The organism is Sphingomonas pruni NBRC 15498, from assembly GCF_001598455.1.
Lineage (GTDB): Bacteria > Pseudomonadota > Alphaproteobacteria > Sphingomonadales > Sphingomonadaceae > Sphingomonas > Sphingomonas pruni.
Genome location: NZ_BCYZ01000077.1, coordinates 1 through 19,200, shown reverse-complemented (window position 1 = coordinate 19,200; position 19,200 = coordinate 1). Strand labels below are relative to the sequence as shown.

The 19,200-nt window shown below is 65.2% G+C and carries 16 protein-coding genes; 3 read left to right on the top strand and 13 right to left on the bottom strand.

The genetic code is table 11. The annotated features are described in order from the left end of the window. The first annotated feature begins 188 nt into the window (after nt 1-188). Nucleotides 189-1,112 carry a DMT family transporter gene (locus SPR01S_RS17950; protein WP_066592050.1) on the top strand — a complete coding sequence of 308 codons (924 nt, stop codon included), beginning with the start codon at nt 189-191 and terminating at the stop codon, nt 1,110-1,112. On the opposite strand, the gene SPR01S_RS17945 is transcribed toward SPR01S_RS17950, so the two are convergent. After that, on the bottom strand, nt 1,022-1,846 hold the full coding sequence (locus SPR01S_RS17945; RefSeq protein ID WP_066592048.1) for a Rossmann-fold NAD(P)-binding domain-containing protein: 825 nt from the start codon (nt 1,844-1,846) through the stop codon (nt 1,022-1,024). The two genes, SPR01S_RS17950 and SPR01S_RS17945, sit on opposite strands and share 91 nt — an antisense overlap. After that, a complete protein-coding gene (locus tag SPR01S_RS17940; protein ID WP_066592046.1) occupies nt 1,833-3,524 on the bottom strand; it encodes a M28 family metallopeptidase in 1,692 nt (563 codons plus the stop codon). Before SPR01S_RS17940 ends, SPR01S_RS17945 begins: the two co-directional genes overlap by 14 nt. Before the next feature lie 109 nt (nt 3,525-3,633). Between SPR01S_RS17940 and pepN the strand changes: the two genes are divergently transcribed. Both pepN and SPR01S_RS17930 read left to right on the top strand, forming a co-directional pair. Then, nucleotides 3,634-6,234 (top strand): aminopeptidase N, encoded by a 2,601-nt coding sequence (gene pepN / locus SPR01S_RS17935; protein ID WP_066592043.1) that lies wholly within the window; start codon nt 3,634-3,636, stop codon nt 6,232-6,234. Between the two features lie 35 nt (nt 6,235-6,269). After that, nucleotides 6,270-6,710 carry a YidH family protein gene (locus tag SPR01S_RS17930; RefSeq protein WP_066592034.1) on the top strand — a complete coding sequence of 147 codons (441 nt, stop codon included), beginning with the start codon at nt 6,270-6,272 and terminating at the stop codon, nt 6,708-6,710. Between the two features lie 9 nt (nt 6,711-6,719). Here SPR01S_RS17930 and SPR01S_RS17925 read toward each other — a convergent pair whose 3' ends face one another. From SPR01S_RS17925 to SPR01S_RS17875, 11 genes are all read right to left on the bottom strand, one after another. Beyond that, entirely contained in the window at nt 6,720-7,424 is a 705-nt protein-coding gene (locus tag SPR01S_RS17925; RefSeq protein ID WP_500808177.1) for a DUF72 domain-containing protein, read from the bottom strand. A gap of 2 nt (nt 7,425-7,426) precedes the next feature. Then, entirely contained in the window at nt 7,427-7,798 is a 372-nt protein-coding gene (locus SPR01S_RS17920; protein WP_066592032.1) for a tRNA-binding protein, read from the bottom strand. Further along, a complete protein-coding gene (locus SPR01S_RS17915) occupies nt 7,798-8,469 on the bottom strand; it encodes a glutathione S-transferase family protein (protein ID WP_066592028.1) in 672 nt (223 codons plus the stop codon). The genes SPR01S_RS17920 and SPR01S_RS17915 overlap by 1 nt, the downstream gene beginning before the upstream one ends. A gap of 60 nt (nt 8,470-8,529) precedes the next feature. Then, nucleotides 8,530-9,318 (bottom strand): SDR family NAD(P)-dependent oxidoreductase, encoded by a 789-nt coding sequence (locus SPR01S_RS17910; RefSeq protein WP_066592025.1) that lies wholly within the window; start codon nt 9,316-9,318, stop codon nt 8,530-8,532. Continuing rightward, entirely contained in the window at nt 9,315-9,872 is a 558-nt protein-coding gene (locus SPR01S_RS17905; RefSeq protein WP_066592023.1) for a carboxymuconolactone decarboxylase family protein, read from the bottom strand. Before SPR01S_RS17905 ends, SPR01S_RS17910 begins: the two co-directional genes overlap by 4 nt. A 100-nt stretch (nt 9,873-9,972) precedes the next feature. Next, nucleotides 9,973-10,305: a hypothetical protein gene (locus tag SPR01S_RS17900; protein WP_066592021.1), complete on the bottom strand. Its 333-nt coding sequence runs from the start codon at nt 10,303-10,305 to the stop codon at nt 9,973-9,975. 152 nt (nt 10,306-10,457) lie between these two features. Further along, nucleotides 10,458-14,969 carry a glutamate synthase large subunit gene (gene gltB / locus SPR01S_RS17895; protein ID WP_439646756.1) on the bottom strand — a complete coding sequence of 1,504 codons (4,512 nt, stop codon included), beginning with the start codon at nt 14,967-14,969 and terminating at the stop codon, nt 10,458-10,460. A 2-nt stretch (nt 14,970-14,971) separates the two neighbouring features. Further along, complete coding sequence (locus SPR01S_RS17890; RefSeq protein ID WP_066592014.1) at nt 14,972-15,604, bottom strand: DUF2059 domain-containing protein; 633 nt, start codon at nt 15,602-15,604, stop codon at nt 14,972-14,974. Further along, on the bottom strand, nt 15,601-17,040 hold the full coding sequence (locus tag SPR01S_RS17885) for an NAD(P)-dependent oxidoreductase (RefSeq protein ID WP_066592011.1): 1,440 nt from the start codon (nt 17,038-17,040) through the stop codon (nt 15,601-15,603). The genes SPR01S_RS17890 and SPR01S_RS17885 overlap by 4 nt, the downstream gene beginning before the upstream one ends. Before the next feature lie 155 nt (nt 17,041-17,195). Then, nucleotides 17,196-18,002: an undecaprenyl-diphosphate phosphatase gene (locus SPR01S_RS17880; protein WP_066592008.1), complete on the bottom strand. Its 807-nt coding sequence runs from the start codon at nt 18,000-18,002 to the stop codon at nt 17,196-17,198. A gap of 53 nt (nt 18,003-18,055) precedes the next feature. Continuing rightward, nucleotides 18,056-19,012: a complex I NDUFA9 subunit family protein gene (locus SPR01S_RS17875; protein ID WP_066592053.1), complete on the bottom strand. Its 957-nt coding sequence runs from the start codon at nt 19,010-19,012 to the stop codon at nt 18,056-18,058. Nucleotides 19,013-19,200: the final 188 nt, after the last annotated feature.

Below are 19,200 nucleotides of genomic sequence, written 5' to 3'. Positions count from 1 at the left end.
CCCAGCCGCGAAAGCGGCGAGGATAAGCCCATCCTCCTCGCTTCGCTCGGCCCCTCCACCGCCCGCTACGCGGTCGGTCCCCCTCCCCATCTACGACGGGGAGGATTTGGTTTATCGATAGACTCACCTTGTCACCGCACAAGCAAAAGCCGGGTTGTTGCGCGCGCGCACCGGAGTAGAGGCGGATCGTGCTGCAGCCACCTCAAGCCAAGCCCCGCTCGACCACGCTCAGCGTACTGATTCCGTTCGGCATCGTCACCCTGATCTGGGGATCGACCTGGCTGGTGATCCGCGATCAATTGGGCGTGGTGCCACCAAGCTGGTCGGTGACCTATCGCTTCCTGGTCGCCGGCATCTGCATGACCGGCTGGGCGCTGTGGAAGCGCGAGAGCTGGCGGCTCGGCGCTCGCGGCTATGGCTTCGCGGCGCTGCTCGGGCTGCTGCAATTCTCCGGCAATTTCAATTTCGTCTATCGCGCCGAACAGCACGTCACTTCGGGCCTGGTGTCGGTGGTGTTCGCGATGCTGCTTATTCCCAACGCGTTGTTCGGGCGCGTCTTCCTCGGTCAGAAGCTCGGCCGTCAGTTGATGATCGGATCGGCGATCGCGATGGCAGGCGTCATCCTGCTGTTCGTACGCGAGGCGCGAGTCGATCCGCACGGGCCGGGCCAGGTGCTGGCGGGCATTGGCTTTACCTTGTGCGCGATCCTCTGCGCGTCGACAGCCAACGTCATGCAGGCGACGCCGACCGCCGCACGCTATCCGATGGGCACGACGGTAGCGGTGGCCATGCTCGTCGGCGCCGCGATCGACGCGATGTTCGCTTACGCTACGACTGGCGCTCCGGTGATCGAGCATCGCCCGGTCTATGTCCTCGGCATCCTCTATCTCGGCGTGTTCGCCTCGGCACTCGCTTTCCCGCTCTATTTCGGAGTGATCCGTACGATCGGGCCGGCCAAGGCCGCCTATTCGAGCGTCATCGTGCCGGTGATTGCGATGATGCTGTCGACCTTGTTCGAAGGCTATCGCTGGTCGGGACTGGCGATCGGCGGCGCTGCGCTCGCCGCATTCGGCCTGGTTATCGCGTTGAGGGCGCGCAGACCCAACCGATAGTCGGCATAGGCCGGCCGCCAGCTCAGCACGCGCTTCGCCTTCAGGTTGGACACACGCCGGTTCTCGGCATGAAAGGCCCGCGCCTCGGGCGTCAGCGCGTCGAGCGGGACGACGGGCGGTGGATCGATGCCGAGCAACTCTGCGGCGAACTCGATCACCGCGTCCTGGCTCATCGGCATGTCGTCAGCGAGGTTGTAGGCTCCCGGGGGGGAGTCGAGCCCGGCGATCACGCCGGCGGCGAGATCGTCGACGTGGATGCGGCTGAAGACCTGTCCGGCAATCCCGGTCCGGTGCGCCCGCCCGCTGCGCACGCGATCGAGCGGCGAGCGGCCGGGGCCGTAAATGCCCGGCAGGCGAAACACGCGCGCGCCGAGCGACAACCAGTCGGCGTCCGCGCGATTGCGGGCCTGTCGCCGCCCGAGGATCGGTGCGCTTTCATCGACCCACGCCCCGCCGGCGTCGCCATAGACGCCCGTCGAGGAGAGGTAGCCGAGCCACTTGCCTCCATCCGTCAGCGCCGCGCCGTAGCGCGCAAGAACGGGATCGACCTCGTCCGGCGGCACCGAAGACAGGACGTGCGTCGCGCGATCGATCGCCGCGATCACGCCCTCCCGATCGTCGAAATCGAGATTGCCCGCACTGCCGGTCGCGGCGATCTCCCATCCGTCGAGCCGGGCCGCGACGACGCTCGCCGAATAGCCCAGGCCGAAGATCAGAAGATTATTTCGCGCCATAGCCGCCAAAATACGTGCCGAAATAGTCGCCCTTGTTCCAGCGCGGACGTTCGTCGTTGTCGGCGATCTCTCGCGCGATGGCGTAGTTGACAGTGACGAACCGCGCGCCCTGCGCCCAGTCGAGCGGCTGCGAAATCTCGTCCGACGGCTGGTGATAATGGTTCGCCATGAAGTCGGCCCAGGCCGCCTTGCCGGCCCCCTTCTCGCCTGGCCACAGGAAGACCGACGGAATGCCTTTCTGCACGAAGCGGAAATGGTCGGAGCGGACGAAAATACCTTCCTCCGGCATCGGGTCGGGCGACATCGACACGCCGACCGACGCCACAGCCCGCTCGACGATCGGCCCGAGCGTCGAGCGCTGCGCGCCGAACACCACCATGTCCTCGAACGGATAAGTGATCAGCGGCATGTCGAGATTGACGTCGGCGACGATCGATTTGAGCGGCACGGTCGGATTGTTGGCGAAATAGTCGGAGCCGACCAGTCCCTTCTCCTCGGCGGTCACGGCCAGGAACATGACGGTACGGCGCGGCGGCTTGCCCGAGGCGGCGAAGCGCTTGGCTTCCTCGATCAGGCTGGCAATGCCGATCGCATTGTCTTCCGCGCCGTTGTTGATCGTGTCGCCGGTCTTGTCGGGCTTGCCGACACCGATATGGTCGAGATGCGCCGACAGGATGACGACCTCATCCTTCAATTTGGGGTCGCCGCCCGGGATGATGCCGATCACGTTCGACGACGGCATCGGCCGCGTCTCGGTGTTGATCGCGACCGTCAACACACCCTTGAGCGGAATCGGCTTGAACACGGCCTTGTCGCTGTCCGCCGCCTTGCGCACCTGGTCCCATGAGGTGCCGGCGCCGGCGAACATTTTCGCCGCGGCCGCCATTGATAGCGTCCCTAGGATCGGGGCACTGTCGGAGCTCGCGCGGTCACCCGCCCGCGCCCAGGTGACGCGCTCGCGCTGCCATTGGCTCACCGTGGCGGCGAACGGTGCCGCACCGCGACCGCTTCTGGGGCTCTCGATCTGGATGACGCCGATCGCGCCATGCTCCGCGGCAATGCGCGCCTTGCTCGGAGCGCTGGAGAAGAACGCGCGCTCCTCACCGTCATAATCGGCCGGCGCGCTGCCGATATAAGCGACGATCTTCCCGCGGACGTCGACGCCGCGATAATCGTCCCGCTTGTAATCCGGCGCGACGATTCCGTAGCCGACGAAGACGATCGGCGCGCTGAGGCTGGTTTCCGCCTTCGAGGCATTGGGCGCGGGCACGAAATCCTCGCCGAAGACCAACGTCTGCGGCTGCCCGCCCGTCGGCGTCCAGACGAAATTGCCTTTGTCGGCGAGCTTGTAGCCGATCAGCGGCACCTTCTGCAGATAGCCGCCTTCATCTCCGCCCGGACGCAGCCCGGCGGCGTAGAATTGAGCAGCGACATATTGCGCGGCGATGTCGAATTCGTGGCTGCCCGCCTCGCGCCCGCGCATCGCATCCGATGCCAGGAACATGACATGGGCCTTCATCGCTGCCTGATCGGCGGGGAGCGAAGCGTTGACCCGCTCGTTGATCGATGCTGCGCTTTCCTTCGCGGGAGCGGCAGGGGCTGGAGGAGCCTTTTCGGTCTGGGCGATCGCGGTCCCGGCGGCGAGCATCAACGCGGCTGCGCCGATCAGTCTCAACATGGCTTTCCTCTTGGCTGTCTTTGTCGTGGCGCGTAGCACGCTTGTTAAGGTTGGCAATCGCGTATTGTGCGAGTGATACAGCCACAACGAAGAACCGCACAGGAACCCTATGCTCGACGCCCAGTCCGCCCTCGCCAATCCGCCCGTCACGCATCGGGAGGATTATCAGGCGCCCGACTGGATGGTCCCCGATATCGCGCTGGATTTCGAGCTCGATCCGGCGACGACGCGGGTCAAGGCGGCGCTCGACGTGACGCGCAACGGCGATCACGAGCGGCCGCTGCGCCTTGATGGCGACGGACAGACGCCGCTGTCGGTGCGGGTCGACGGCAATGCGCATAACGACTGGCGCATGGACGGCACCGACCTGGTCATCGACCTTCCCGGTGGGCAGCACCGCGTCGAGACCGAGGTCGAGATCCATCCCGATCGCAACACCCAATTGATGGGGCTTTACGCATCGGGCGGAAACCTGTGCACCCAGTGCGAGGCCGAGGGCTTTCGCCGCATCACCTTCTTCCCCGACCGGCCCGATGTGCTGGCGCGCTATTCGGTCAGGATGGCGGCAGACAAAAAGCGCTTTCCGATCCTGCTCGCCAACGGCGATCCGATCGCCTCCGGCGACCTGGATGACGGCCGCCATTGGGCGGAATGGCGCGATCCGTTTCCCAAACCCAGCTACCTCTTCGCGATGGTGGCGGGCAACCTGGCGGCCAACCGCGCGACCTTCACCACCAAGTCGGGGCGCAAGGTCGAACTCGGCATCTGGGTGCGCGAACGCGATCTGGCCAAGACCGAGCATGCCCTCCAGGCTCTGCAACTGGCGATGGCATGGGACGAAACGGTCTATGGTCGCGAATACGATCTCGACGTGTTCAACATCGTCGCGGTCGACGATTTCAACTTCGGGGCGATGGAGAATAAGGGGCTGAACATCTTCAACAGCCGCTACATCCTGGCCGATCCCGATACCGCGACCGATTACGATTACGACGCGATCGCCGCGGTGGTCGCGCACGAATATTTCCACAATTGGTCGGGCAACCGCGTGACCTGCCGCGACTGGTTCCAGCTCAGCCTGAAGGAAGGCTTCACCGTCTTTCGCGACCAGAGCTTTTCGGCCGACCAGGGATCGGCGGCGGTCAAGCGGATCGAGGATGTACGCGGCCTGCGCGCGAGCCAGTTCCCGGAGGATAATGGTCCGCTGGCACATCCGGTGCGGCCCGAAAGCTATATCGAAATCTCCAACTTCTACACCGCGACGATCTACAACAAGGGCGCCGAACTGATCCGGATGATGGCGACGATCCTGGGCAAGGATCGTTTCCGCCGCGCCACCGACCTCTATTTCGACCGCTTCGATGGGACCGCGGCGACCTGCGAGGATTTCGTCCGCTGCATGGAAGAAGGCGGCGAAATCGACCTGACCCAGTTCCGCTTATGGTATTCGCAAGCCGGAACGCCGCGCGTCTCCGCCGCGCTCGATCACGATGCCCAGTCCGGCTGCGCTACCCTGCGCCTCGCCCAGAACACGCCGCCGACGCCGGGCCAAGCCGCCAAGCAGCCCATGGTCCTGCCGCTCAAGCTCAAGCTGTTCGGCGGTACGTCCGGCACGGCTCTGGGGGAGGAGCAGCTCTATCTGCTCGACCAACCGTCCAGCGAGATCGTGTTCGAGGGCGTTACCGAAACCCCGGTCCTCTCGATCAATCGCGGCTTCTCGGCCCCGGTGATTGTCGAAAGCGACCGATCGCCCGCTGATCTCGCCTTCCTGTCGGCGCATGACGACGATCCGTTCGCCCGTTACGAAGCGATGCAGCAATTGATGCTCGACACGCTGGTGACCGCGACCCAACTCGGTCGCGCCGATCATGGTCCGGTGATCGAAGCGGTGCGCCGCACGCTGGAGAACCCCGCGCTCGATCATGCGTTCGTCGCCGAGGCGGTGCTGCTGCCTTCGGACAGCTTCATTGGCGACCAGCTCGACCGGGTCGATCCCGAGGCGGTGTTCCGCGCGCGCGAAGCCCTGCGTCGCGACCTCGGCAAGACGCTCGCGCCCTTGTGGCGCCAGGCCTATGCCGACACGTCGAACGGCGCGCCGTTCGTCTATTCGCCGACGGCAAAGGCCGACCGGCGGATGCGGACTGTCGCCCTCGGCTATATCGCCGCCTCGGGCGCGGACGATGCCGCCGATCTGGCGTTCGCGCAGTTCGAGAAGGCGGACAACATGACCGACCGTCAGGGCGCGCTGACCACGCTCGCCAACGGCACGTCGGACAAGCGCGTCGCCGCGCTCGACATCTTCTACAATCGCTATTCGACCGACGCGCTGGTGCTCGACAAATGGTTCCAGACCCAGGCACTGTCGTCGCGCGACGATACGCCGGCGATCGTTGAGGAATTGGCGCGGCATCCCGACTTCACGCTGGCCAATCCCAATCGCGCGCGATCGCTGGTCGGGGCGTTCAGCGTCAACCAGCGCGCGTTCCACGCCGCGGGTGGGGCGGGTTATCGCTTCCTGGCCGACAATCTGATCGCACTCGATCGGCTCAACCCGCAGACCGCCGCGAAACTGCTGCCGCCGCTGGGGCGCTGGCGCCGGTTCGACGAGACGCGCGCGGCGCTGATGAAGGCCGAGCTCGAGCGCATCCTGGCAACGCCCGGGCTGTCGAAGGATCTGTTCGAGCAGGCGTCGAAGAGCCTGGAAGGATAAGGATACCTCCCGGCGGCTGGGGCGTTTTCCCGAGCATGGCGAATTCGCAAGCCCAGGCGCGCAAGACCCACGAGAAGATCAAGCAGTCGGCTGCGACGCTCGAGGTGAGCGCGCTCGAGCAGACTGACAGTGCCGATCGTCGGACCGAGCTCGCGGCGGATCGCACCATCCTCGCCGCCGAGCGGACCTATGCGGCCTGGGTGCGAACCGGGTTGGCGGCGCTAGCCTCGGGGATCGGTGCGCGGGCACTGCTCGACAAGGTCGTCGCCGACTGGCTGACCCGCTCGACCGGCGCGATGCTGATCCTGTTCGCGGGCTTCTGCTTTGTCGCGGCGGTGTGGCGCGAGGTCGCGCCGAGCGTCCAGCCGCCCAAGCCGCGCGCGCGGCGGCTGCCCGCGCCGCTGTTGATCGGCATCAACGGCTTCCTCGTCATCGTGACGCTGGCGGCATTCGTCGGCGTGATCGCCAGCCGCTGACCCCGAGCTCTACAGCATCTTCCGCATCGCCAGTGCGTTCAGCGTCGCCGCACCCGTCATGGTATTGTCGAACATGATCCAGCCATCGACGCCGGCCTTACGGACCCCAGCGGCATAACGCTCGATCGCCGCCGCGTCGTAACTCGACCGATACATTTGCGGTGATCCGTGCAGCCGCGTGTACCGCAATCCCGGCCAACCTCCCGGCGCTCCGGCTCCAATAGCTGGCGCCGGATCAGCCGCGACGCGGGCCACCCGATAGCTGACCAGGAAGGCGTCCACTTCGGGCGTGAACCAGCTCCGGTGGCGCGGCTCGCAGACCAGTTCGCTCGCCGTGCGGGCGCGCAGCAGTGCGAAGAAATCGGAAGCGACCGCGCGATCGAAGGCAAGGCTCGGCGGCAACTGGATGAGAATCGGGCCGCGTTTCGCCCCGAGGCCGCTGCTCTCTTCGAGGAAACGATCCAGCTGCGCGGCGACGGCGACCAGGCGCGCCTGGTGCGTGATCGTCTTGGGCATCTTCACTGCGAAGGCGAAATCGTCGGGCACGCTCGCCGACCAGCGCTCATAGGTCGCGCGGCGATGCGAACGATGAAAGCTCGAATTGATCTCCACCGCGTTCAGCACCGCAGAGTAACGTTCGAGCTGACTGCCTGCCTCCGGGAACGCGTCGGCCGCGATGCGCGGGATCGACCAGCCGGCGGTGCCGACCCGGATCGTCAGAACAGCCTGCCGCCGTTGGGCACAGGCTCGCTCGGTCCGATCAGTACGACCTTGCCGTCGGCATCGGGAAAGCCGAGCGTGAGCACTTCCGAGCGCATCGGCCCGATCTGGCGCGGAGGAAAGTTCACCACTGCGGCGACCTGGCGGCCGACCAGGTCCTCAAGCGCATAATGTTCGGTGATCTGCGCCGACGAGCGCTTGACCCCGATCGGGTCGCCGAAATCGATCGTCAGCTTGAACGCGGGCTTGCGCGCTTCGGGGAAAGGGTCGGCGGCGATGATCGTGCCGATGCGAATGTCGACCTTGAGGAAATCGTCGAACGTGATCGTCTCCGCGGCGGGCGCCGCGGCGTCGTGCGTCACGTGCATCAGAAATTCACATCGTGATAATGCGGTGATGCGGGAATGCCCTCCATCCGCTCGCTCAGCAGCGGGCGGAAGCTCGGGCGGCTCTTCATCCCACCATACCAGCGCGCGGTCTGTTCGTGATTCTTCCAGTCGATCCCGCCGAGATAATCGGCGACCGAGATCTGCGCCGCCGCTGCGAGGTCGGCGAGGCTCAGCGTGGCGCCCGCCATCCAATTGTGCCGGTCGAGCAGATAATCGGTGTAATCGAGATACTCGACCGCCGACTTCATCGCCTCGCGCAGCACGCGCGCATCGGGGCTGGCTTTGGTCACGATCCGCTTGAGCACGCGCTCACCCAGCAGACGCTCGGTCACGTCGCGGAAGAAAAAGGTATCGAACCAGGTTGCCAGCCGGCGGATCTCGGCGCGCTGGATCGCCGTGCCGTTGATCATCTGCGCCTTGTCGACCGTCTCCTCGAAATATTCGCAGATGACCAGCGAATCGATCAGCCGGATGTCGCGCTGGGCATCGGTGATCACCGGCGTCTGGCCGGCCGGGTTCAGGTCGATGAACTCGTCGCGCCGCTCCCAGGGGTTTTCGCGCACGAGCGTATAGCCGACGCCTTTCTCCCCCAGCAGCAGCCGGACCTTGCGCGAGAAGGGACAGAGCGGGAATTGGAGGAGTTGCCACATTCCATCGCTGTTATAAGCTGGCGGCGGGCGGGGGAAGATAGCTTTGGTGGCAGGTGGCGATTATCCGATCCGCGCGCCCATACCTCCGTCGACCGGCAGGACCACGCCGGTAATGAACTTCGCCTCGTCGGATGCCAGGAACAGCGTGGCATAAGCGGTGTCCCAGGCGTCGCCCATCTGCGCGAGCAGCGGCACGCGCGACGCCCGCTCCGCCCGCACCACTTCGCGGTCGAGGCCCCGGGCGCGCGCAATGCCGTCGATCGCCATAGGCGTATCCATCAGCCCCGGCGCCACCGCATTCACCCTGATCCCGTATTTGGCATTGGCCAGCGCGGTCGATTGGGTCAGCCGGTTCACTCCCGCCTTGGAGGTCTCGTAAGCGACCATCTGCCAACCGGCCATGCCCGCCAGCGAGGAGATGTTGACGATTGCGCCACGCGTGCGCTCGCGCATTCCGGGAATGGCGGCGGCGATGCCGTTGAGCACGCCCTTCAGATTGACCGACAGGATACGGTCGAACGCGTCCTCGGCAATGATATGCGCCGGGCCATCATTGCCGCCGATGCCGACATTGTTGACCAGGATGTCGAGCGGCCCGGCGGCCGCTATGGCTGCTTCGCAATCGGCGCGGCTCGTCACGTCGCAGGCAAGCGCGCGGGCATCGCCACCCACGTCGTGGAGCGCCGCCGCGGTCTCCTCGGCGCGCGCCAGGTCGCGGTCGGCGCACAGCACGCTCGCCCCTTCGCGCGCCAGCAAGGTGGCAATCGCACGACCATTGCCGATCGTCGCGCCGGGCGTCTGCCCTGCCCCCATCACCAATGCCACGCATCCGGCGACTCGCCCCGTCATTGCGGGAAGTCCGGGTCGAGCACTTGTCCCTCGTCGAGCTGGACGCCGAAGCTGTTCAGGAACATCGATACCTGGGTATATTGGCCGACGGTGAAGACCGCATCCATCCGCTGGCGCTCGCTCAAATCGCTCAGCCCAGCCCAGGTCGCATCGCTGACGAAGAAGTCGCGCGCCAGATCGTCGGCGACGCGCAGCAACGCCGCATCGCCAGCGCTCCAGCCGGACGCGTCCGGACCCGCCTTGATCCGGTCGATTTCTTCCTGGCTGAGCCCCGATTGCAGCCCGATCCGCGTGTGCTGCACCCATTCATAGCCTGAGCGGCACAGCCAGCCGGTGCGCAGGATCAGGATTTCCCGCTCGCGCGGGGCCAGCGAATTGCGGTCGGACAAGATGTACCCGCCCCACAGGTTGAAGCGTTTGAGCGCCTTGGGCGCGCGGGCCATCGTGCGGAAGATGTTGAGCACGCGCCCGCCGAAGGGCGCAAGCACCTCTCGCTGTTCGTCGTCGAGTTCGCTGTCGGCAAGCGGCGCCACGCGCGGCTGACTGAGCCTCATCCCACCTCTCCATCGTTTTGGGGAGAGCCTAAACGATACCCGCTATTCGACAAGGCCGGCAGCAAGACTGCCGGATCCGCATACCCGACATTCCGGGCAGTCAGTTGGGGTTGGGCATCCCGAGCACGCGGCGGACGCGCTCTGTCGTTGCCTTGAGCTCATCCGACATCGCCACGGCGGCGCTCGCGGTGCGCCCGGCGGCTGTCACCGTCTGCTTGGCGTTGCGATGAATCTCGTTGCGATAATCGGGGTTGCGCCGCGCGGCCAGGCTATCGAGCGTATCATTGGGACGAATGCTCGAATCGGGAGCGAGCGTGGCCATCGGTCCCACGCGCGTTTCCATCACCGCGTCGGTCAGCGCGTCGATCAGCCCGACGACGCCGCTCTGCACCATCGGGTTGTTGAGGGCCCTGGCCGCGTCGCGCGCGTTCATTTGGGGAATCGACGACGGAGACCCGTCGCGATCCTGCGCGAATGCAGGAGTGGCTACCAAGGCAAGGGCAGGAAGCAGGACAAAATTACGCATGGCACATCATCCGACTGACAATCGGTGAGTCGTCTATAGCACCGATCGACCCTGCAACGCTACTCCGCGGCTTGCAGTTCCTCGCTATCGTCGAGCGCGTACGGCAGCCGATCGAGCATTTCCTTGGGAACGACTTGCCAGAACTTGCCCCGCGCACGGTCCCAATCGTCCAGGATACCCTGCGACCAATTGCTGTCGGTCGCCGCCGCATGGGCAGCGATCAGGTCCTTGAGCACTGCCTCCCAATGCGCGGAGGCGAGCCGTTGCCAGACGATCGACTCGCCATTGGCGCGTCGTTCGAAACTGGCGCCGGCATCGTACACGAACGCCATCCCGCCGGTCATGCCCGCGCCGAAATTGGCGCCGACCGCGCCGAGCACCACGGCGATGCCGCCGGTCATATATTCGCAGCCATTGGCGCCGCAGCCCTCGACCACCACTGTTGCGCCGGAGTTCCTGACCGCGAAGCGCTCGCCGGCCTGACCCGCGGCGAACAAGCGCCCGCTGGTTGCGCCATAGAGCACGGTGTTGCCGATGATCGTATTCTCCTGGCTCGCCAAGGGCGAGGAGACGACCGGACGAACGATGATCGTGCCGCCGGATAGCCCCTTGCCGACATAGTCGTTGGCGTCGCCGAACACTTCGAGCGTGATGCCCTTGCACAGGAACGCGCCCAGGCTCTGCCCGGCCGAGCCGCGCAACCGCACGGTGACGTGCCCGTCGGCAAGCTTGTCCATGCCGAACGTGCGCGTGATCTCGCTCGACAGCCGCGTGCCGACGGCGCGGTGGGTGTTGCGGACCGAATAGGTCAGCTGCATCTTCTCGCCGCGCGAGAAAACGTGCGCCGCGTCCTTGATCATCTGCGCGTCGAGGCTGTCGGGCACTTCGTTGCGCCAGGTCTGCAAGCTGAACCGGCGCTGGTCCTCGTCGGCGTCGACCTTTGCCAGGATCGGGTTGAGGTCGAGATCGTCGAGATGCTCGGCGCCGCGGCTGACCTGACGCAGCAATTCGGTGCGGCCGATGACCTCGTCGAGGCTGCGCACCCCGAGCCGCGCCAGGATGTCGCGCACTTCCTCGGCGATGAAGGTCATCAGATTGATGACCTTTTCCGGCGAACCTGTGAATTTGGCGCGCAGCTTCGGATCCTGCGTGCAAACCCCGACCGGGCAGGTGTTCGAATGGCATTGCCGCACCATGATGCAGCCCATCGCGACTAGGCTGAGCGTACCGATGCCGAATTCCTCCGCGCCCAGGATCGCGGCGATGACGATGTCCCGCCCCGTCTTGAGCCCGCCGTCGGTGCGCAGCTTCACCCGCCCGCGCAGATTATTGAGCGTCAGCGTCTGGTTGACTTCCGACAGCCCCATTTCCCAGGGCGTGCCAGCATATTTGATACTGGTCTGCGGGCTGGCGCCAGTACCGCCATTGTGCCCGGCGACCAAGATGACGTCGGCATGCGCCTTGGCGACGCCGGCCGCGACCGTGCCGATCCCGGCCGAGCTGACCAGCTTCACGCATACCCGGGCGCGCGGATTGATCTGCTTCAGGTCGTAGATCAGCTGCGCTAGGTCCTCGATCGAATAGATGTCGTGATGCGGCGGCGGGCTGATCAACGTCACGCCGGGCGTGGCGTGGCGCAGCTTGGCGATGAACTCGGTGACCTTGAAGCCGGGCAGCTGCCCGCCCTCGCCCGGCTTGGCGCCTTGCGCTACCTTGATCTCGATCTCGTCGCAGGCGTTGAGATATTCGGCCGTCACGCCGAACCGGCCCGAGGCGATCTGCTTGACTCCCGAATTGGCATTGTCGCCATTTTCGTAAGGCTGATAGCGCAGCTTGTCCTCGCCGCCCTCGCCCGACACCGCCTTGGCGCCGATCCGGTTCATCGCGATCGCCAGCGTCTCATGCGCCTCGGGCGACAGCGCGCCCAGGCTCATGCCGGGCGTGACGAACCGCTTGCGGATCTCGGTGATCGGCTCCACCTGATCGACCGCGATCCCTTCGTCGGGGAAATTGAACTGGAGGAGGTCGCGCAGATAGACCGGCGGCAAGTCGGCGACTCCGCGGGAGAACTTCTGATAGGTCGAATAGCTGTCGGTCGCGACCGCCGTCTGCAGCAAGTGCATCAGCTGCGCCGAATACGCGTGCGTCTCGCCACCATAACGCTGGCGATAGAAGCCCCCGATCGGCAAGGTCGCCACACCAGTATCGAACGCCTGCTGGTGGCGCAGTTCGGCATTGAGGTGGAGCGAGGCATAGCCCTCGCCCGAGATCTTGGCAGGCATGCCGGGGAACAGGTCGGCAACCAGGCTGCGCGACAGGCCGACGGCTTCGAAATTATAGCCGCCGCGATAGCTGGAGATCACCGCGATCCCCATCTTCGACATGATCTTGAGCAGGCCTTCGTCGACTGCCTTGCGATGATTAGCGAGGCATTGGTCGAGGCTGACGTCGCCGAACAGCCCGCGCGCATGACGATCGGCGATCGCGGCTTCGGCCAGATAGGCATAGACCGTGGTCGCACCGACCCCGATCAGCACTGCATAATAATGCGTATCGAGGCATTCGGCGGTCTCGATATTGACCGAGCAATAGGACCGCAGGCCCCGGCGGACGAGATGCGTGTGCACCGCCGCCGCCGCCAGCACGCCGGCGATCGCGACCTTGTCCGGACCGATCGCGCGGTCCGACAGGAAGATCTCGCTTTTGCCCTCTCGTACCGCCTGCTCGGCCTGGTTGCGGATGCGCTGGATCGCGGTGCGGAGCGCATCGGTGCCGCCGCCGGCGGGAAACGTGCAGTCGATCTCCGCCACCTGGCTGCCGAAATGCGCCTTGAGCTTGGCCCAATCGGCACCGGTCAGCACCGGGCTTTCAAGCACCAGCACGCGGTCCTGCCGCACCGCCGTGTCGAGGATATTGGCCAGATTGCCGAAGCGCGTCTTGAGCGACATGACATGGCGTTCGCGCAAGCTGTCGATCGGCGGGTTGGTGACCTGCGAGAAATTCTGGCGGAAGAACTGGCTGATCAGCCGCGGCTTGTCGGAAATCACCGCCAGCGGCGTGTCGTCGCCCATCGAGCCGACCGCTTCCTTGGCGCCCTCGACCATCGGCGACAGGATCAATTCCATGTCTTCCAGCGTCTGGCCGGCGGCGACTTGGCGGCGCAGCAGTTCTGCGCGGTCGAAGCGAGTGACGGTTTCGCCCTTGGGGAGCTTGAGGTCGTCGATGGTCACGAAGTCGCCGACCATCTTGGCATAATCATGCTCGTCGGCGATGCGATCCTTGACCTCGCGGTCGTGGAGCAGGCGGCCTTGCTCGAGATCGACCGCGATCATCTGACCCGGGCCGAGCCGGCCCTTTTCAACTATCATCGTCTCCGGAACGACGACCATGCCCGCTTCCGACCCGACGATCAGCAGCCCGTCCGACGTCTGGGTGTAACGCAGCGGCCTGAGCGCGTTACGGTCCATGCCCGCGACCGCCCAACGGCCATCGGTCATCGCCAGCGCGGCGGGGCCGTCCCACGGCTCCATCACCGAGCCGAGATATTTGAACATGTCGAGATGCTTCTTGGGCATCTCGCCCTTCACGCCCCAAGCCTCGGGGACCAGCATCAGCTTGGCGGTCGGCGCATCGCGGCCCGACCGGCAGATCGCTTCGAACACCGCGTCCAGCGCGGCGGTGTCCGACGCCCCTGCCGGGATTACCGGCTTGATGTCTTCCGACGCTTCGCCGAACGCAGTGGCTGCCATCTTGATCTCGTGGCTGAGCATCCAGTTCTTGTTGCCGCGGATCGTGTTGATCTCGCCATTATGTGCGAGGCAGCGGAACGGCTGCGCCAGCCACCATTGCGGGAAAGTGTTGGTCGAATAGCGCTGATGGAAGATCGCGACACGACTCTCGAACCGGGGATCCTTGAGGTCGGGGTAAAAGACCGACAGACTCTCGGCGAGGAACAGCCCCTTATAGACGATCGACCGGGAGCTCAGCGAGCAGATGTAGAAGCCGTTGATCTGCGCGGCGATGACGCGCTTTTCGATGCGGCGGCGGACGAGATAGAGATCCTTTTCGAACTCCTCGGCCGATTGCGTGCCCGGTAAGGGGCCGGCGATCATGATCTGCTCGATCTCCGGTCGCGTCTCCTGCGCCTTGCGTCCGATCACCGACACGTCGACCGGCACCTGACGCCAGCCATAGATCGAATAGCCCGCTTCGATGATCACGCTTTCGACGATCGTCCGGCACGATTCCTGGGCACCGAGATCGGTGCGCGGCAGGAAGATCATGCCGACCGCGAGTTGGTTGTCGGCAACGCGATGCCCCGACGCCTGGATCGCCTCGTCGAAGAAGGTCATCGGCAAGTCGATATGCAGCCCGGCGCCATCGCCGGTCTTGCCATCGGCATCGACCGCGCCGCGGTGCCACACCGCTTTCAAGGCATCGATCGCCGACTGCACGACGCGGCGCGAGGGCTGGCCGTCGGTCGCAGCGACAAGGCCGACGCCGCAAGCATCGGATTCGAATTCGGGTCGGTACATCCCCTCGGCGGCGAGGCGGGCGCGTTGGTCAGTCATGGTCATTTGACGATCCATCTAGTCAATCCGGCAGTCGTCGCCGCTAATTCGAACTTGATTTTGTATTTTGCACTCGTTTCGCCAACAGCTTCGTTGATCGACGAGATTTTTTTCGCGGACGGTGTTGATGCAAATGCCCGAAGGGCATCTCGGTCCTGCGTCGGCAACGCCGCTATTGCGTCCTGAACGATATTATTCGGGTCGAGCACCAGCAGCGTCTGTGCTTGGCAAAACCTCATTTGTGAGGCGGCCGTGACTGTTGCCGACTTGGTTATGGCATCCATAAAGGAGCGCCCTGCCGACGAATTGAAGAAATCTTGGAAGTCGATCATTTCTTTTGCAGACAAAAGCTGCGTGATCGCCGCTGCAAAATCCGCCTGCATTTCGGGCACGAGCTTCTTGGTCTCGGCGATATATCGGTCGATCGACCCATCTATTTCAAGTGCCCGGTCTTTAGACAGACCTCCCTTCGCGACACATTCAGCTGCATTACCGTGAAGGTAGGCCCCGATCTGATTAGCCCGTGTATCGTTGAAATATACTGCCGCAATTGCTGCCGGCGGCTCGGTCTCGGCGCGTGCGAAACCGCCGCTACCCAGCACACAGACGGCCAGTATCGCTAGAGGCCGCTTCACGCCGCCTTCCTCTCACCCATCGCCTTCGCGCGCAAATACTTGTCCATATGCGCCGCCACGTCACGCCCGTCGCGCACCGCCCAGACCACCAGGCTCGCGCCGCGAACGATGTCGCCGGCGGCGAACACGCCGTCCAGGCTGGTCATCAGCGTGGCATTGTCGACCAGCAACGTCCCCCAGCGCGTCACGCCGAGTTCGGGCGCGTTGAACAATCGCGGCAGGTCCTCGGCATCGAAGCCGAGCGCCTTGATCACCAGATCGGCGCGCCGCACTTCGCTCTCGCCGCCATCGGGTTCCGGCGCGCGGCGGCCGCTGGCGTCGGGCGCGCCGAGCCGCATCTTGGCGATCGACACGCTGTCGACCGCTTCGCCACCGCCGAATGCTTCAGGCGCCGATAGCCAGACGAATTCGACGCCCTCCTCCTCGGCATTGCCGACCTCACGCTGCGAGCCGGGCATGTTGGCGCGATCGCGGCGATAGAGGCAGGCGACCGAGGTCGCGCCCTGGCGCACCGCGGTCCGCACGCAATCCATCGCGGTATCGCCCCCGCCGACCACGATCACATTCTTGCCCGCCGCATCGAGCGCACCGCTGTCGAAATCGGGTACGTCGTCGCCGAAGCTCTTGCGGTTGGACGCGGTCAGATAGTCGAGCGCCTCGACCACGCCGCTCGCACCGACGCCGGGCGCGGCCAATGCGCGCGCCTTGTACACTCCGGTCGCGATCAGGATGGCGTCGTGCCGCGTCCGCAATTCCTCGAGCCCAGCCTCGCGCCCGACCTCGAACCCTTCGTGGAAGACAATGCCGCCTTCCTTCAGTCGGTCCACCCGGCGCATGACCACCGGCTTTTCGAGCTTGAAGCCCGGAATGCCATAGGTCAGCAGACCGCCGGCGCGGTCGTGGCGGTCATAGATATGGACCTCGTACCCGGCGACACGCAGCAATTCGGCCGCAGTCAGGCCGGCCGGCCCGGCGCCGATGATCCCGACCGACTGGCCGCGGGCCGGCCCAGGCACGATCGGTTCGACCCAGCCATTTTCCCAGGCGGTGTCGGTGATGAATTTCTCGACTGAGCCGATCGTCACCGCCCCGTGGCCGGAGAATTCGATCACGCAATTGCCTTCGCACAGCCGGTCCTGGGGACAGATCCGGCCGCAGATCTCCGGCATGGTCGAGGTCGCGTTGCTGAGCTCATAGGCCTCGCGCAACCGCCCTTCCGCGGTCAGCCGTAGCCAATCCGGGATATGATTGTGGAGCGGACAGTGCACCGAGCAGTAAGGCACGCCGCATTGCGAGCATCGCGCCGACTGTTCCTCGGCCGCGGGCACGCCATAGCGTTCGGCGATCTCGCGGAAGTCCTCCGCGCGCTGCTGGGGGTCACGCTTGGCCGGATAGGCCTGCGTTACACCCACGAATTTCAGCATATCACCGGCCATCGCCCGCTCCCTTCGGAACGGCCGCTAACCGCTTTTCCTCCTTACGTCATCTAAATTCGACCAATTAGTCCTCTATCGGACCTAATTAGCCGCAATTTCGATCCGCCTCATCGCAACACATCGGAGTCCACCCGATATTTACGGCCGATACGGTACTACTTTAGCAAAAGTGCCATGGCAATCGCACCGACAACGATTCGGTACCAACCGAACGGGCTGAACCCCGAGCGCCCGACCAGCCCGACGAACCATTTCACCACCAGCAACGCGACCAAGAACGCGACCACGAAGCCGACCCCGATCAATCCGAACCCGACGCTGTTCGCAGCCATCAATTCGTGCCGCTTGCTGACGAGCTCGAGCACGGTCGCGCCGAGCATCGTCGGGATGGCGAGGAAGAAGCTGAACTCGGCCGCGGTGCGCCGCTCCACTCCCAGGCTGAGCGCACCCAGGATCGTCGCGCCGGATCGACTGACGCCCGGGATCATCGCCAGGCATTGGATGAAGCCGATGCCGATCACCTTGGGCAGGGGGATGTCGGCGACGCCCTTCACATGGCCTTCCTTGACCGTGCGCTCGATGCCGATAATCGCGAGGCCACCGACGATCAGCGCGACAGCGACGGTGAGCGGCGAGCCGAGCAGTTTCTCGATCTGTTTGTGCAAGGCGAGCCCGATCACCGCGGCGGGCAGGAAGGCGACCAGGATGTTGCGGACGAAGCGGACCGAAACGGCGTCGAACTTCAACAGTCCCTGCAACACTGCCCAGAACGTCCGCCAATACAGCGCCACGATCGCCAGGATCGCGCCCAATTGGATGACGATGTTGAACAGCGCCCAATATTCGGAGTTATAGCCGAGCAGCGCGCTGGCCAGGATGAGATGGCCGGTCGAGGACACCGGCAGGAACTCGGTCACGCCCTCGACGATGCCGAGGATGATGGCGGTAATCACGTCGTTCACGGGGGATACTCCCTATACGCGGACGTCGCCGCGAACGGATGTCTGTCGTAAGTTCAGGCCGCCTTGGCGCGCAGGCCGAACCGGCCCGCCTTGCGGTATTGCACCAGCCAGGACGGTGCGACCGCCTCCATCGGCGTGGGGGTGATGCCGAGCGACTCGAGCCCGGGGAGCGCGCCGCTCGCGACGTTGTCGGTCTTCAGCATCTTCCACTGGTCGAGCTTGATCGGCGCGCCCGGCAGGAAGCCGGCATAAGCGATCGCCTGACCGGCAAAATCGGGCAGTTCGATAAAGTCGGCCTCGCGCCCGATCGTGGCGGCCAGCCAGCGCAATAGGTCGCGCATCGTGACGATCTCTGGTCCGGTCGCCTCGATCGTCTGACCAGCCCACGAATCGCTATCCGCCAACGCCCGCACGATTGCGCGCGCGACGTCGACGACATGGACCGGCTGGAATTTCGCGTCGGGTCGCAGCACCGGCACCGCCGCGCGGCCGAACACCCCCGGCGCATGACTTATCATTCCGGCGAAACGGTTGAGGAATTTGTCTTCCGGCCCGAATACGACGGAGGGACGCAGCACGATCGCATCCGGAAAGACCTCGCGCGCCGCGGCTTCGCCCGCCGCCTTGCTCGCATAATAACGCGACGGCGATTCGGCATCGGCGCCGAGCGCCGAGAGAAGGAGGAACGCCGCCGCCCCGGTTTCGCGCGCCGCCCTAGCCGCCGCGCGCACACCCGTTACGTGGATACCCTGGAAATCGGGTCCCCAGGTCCCCGGCAGGTAAACCACCGCGTCCGAACCGGCGACCGCGCGGGCGATCGTGTCCGGCTTGGTCACGTCGGCCGCGACGAACTGGATCTGGCCGAGCCCGCCGAGCGGCTTCAGGAACCAGGCGTGGCGCGGATCGCGCTCGACCACGCGGATGCGCGCGCCCGCGGCGAGCAATTCCTGCGCGACATAGCGGCCGATGAACCCGCCCCCGCCGATCAGCGTAACCAGCTTGTCCTTCATGACGATCCTCGAAAAATCCGTGGGGCCTCCCATGCCGCGCGACGGCCCTCGCCGCAAGCGGTCGCGGTTGCGGTTGACAACCAGCAGGTGCGCCAATAGAGCGCGCCCCCTACCCCGTGCCCAGATGGCGGAATTGGTAGACGCACCAGCTTCAGGTGCTGGCGCTCGCAAGGGCGTGGAGGTTCGAG

Bases quoted from the DNA above. Each gene is read 5' to 3' on its own strand.
- SPR01S_RS17945 (WP_066592048.1), bottom strand. From the start codon at position 1,846: ATGGCGCGAAATAATCTTCTGATCTTCGGCCTGGGCTATTCGGCGAGC.
- SPR01S_RS17940 (WP_066592046.1), bottom strand. From the start codon at position 3,524: ATGTTGAGACTGATCGGCGCAGCCGCGTTGATGCTCGCCGCCGGGACC.
- pepN (WP_066592043.1), top strand. From the start codon at position 3,634: ATGCTCGACGCCCAGTCCGCCCTCGCCAATCCGCCCGTCACGCATCGG.
- SPR01S_RS17930 (WP_066592034.1), top strand. From the start codon at position 6,270: ATGGCGAATTCGCAAGCCCAGGCGCGCAAGACCCACGAGAAGATCAAG.
- SPR01S_RS17920 (WP_066592032.1), bottom strand. From the start codon at position 7,798: ATGCACGTGACGCACGACGCCGCGGCGCCCGCCGCGGAGACGATCACG.
- SPR01S_RS17915 (WP_066592028.1), bottom strand. From the start codon at position 8,469: ATGTGGCAACTCCTCCAATTCCCGCTCTGTCCCTTCTCGCGCAAGGTC.
- SPR01S_RS17910 (WP_066592025.1), bottom strand. From the start codon at position 9,318: ATGACGGGGCGAGTCGCCGGATGCGTGGCATTGGTGATGGGGGCAGGG.
- SPR01S_RS17905 (WP_066592023.1), bottom strand. From the start codon at position 9,872: ATGAGGCTCAGTCAGCCGCGCGTGGCGCCGCTTGCCGACAGCGAACTC.
- SPR01S_RS17900 (WP_066592021.1), bottom strand. From the start codon at position 10,305: ATGAACGCGCGCGACGCGGCCAGGGCCCTCAACAACCCGATGGTGCAG.
- gltB (WP_439646756.1), bottom strand. From the start codon at position 14,969: ATGACTGACCAACGCGCCCGCCTCGCCGCCGAGGGGATGTACCGACCC.
- SPR01S_RS17885 (WP_066592011.1), bottom strand. From the start codon at position 17,040: ATGGCCGGTGATATGCTGAAATTCGTGGGTGTAACGCAGGCCTATCCG.
- SPR01S_RS17875 (WP_066592053.1), bottom strand. From the start codon at position 19,012: ATGAAGGACAAGCTGGTTACGCTGATCGGCGGGGGCGGGTTCATCGGC.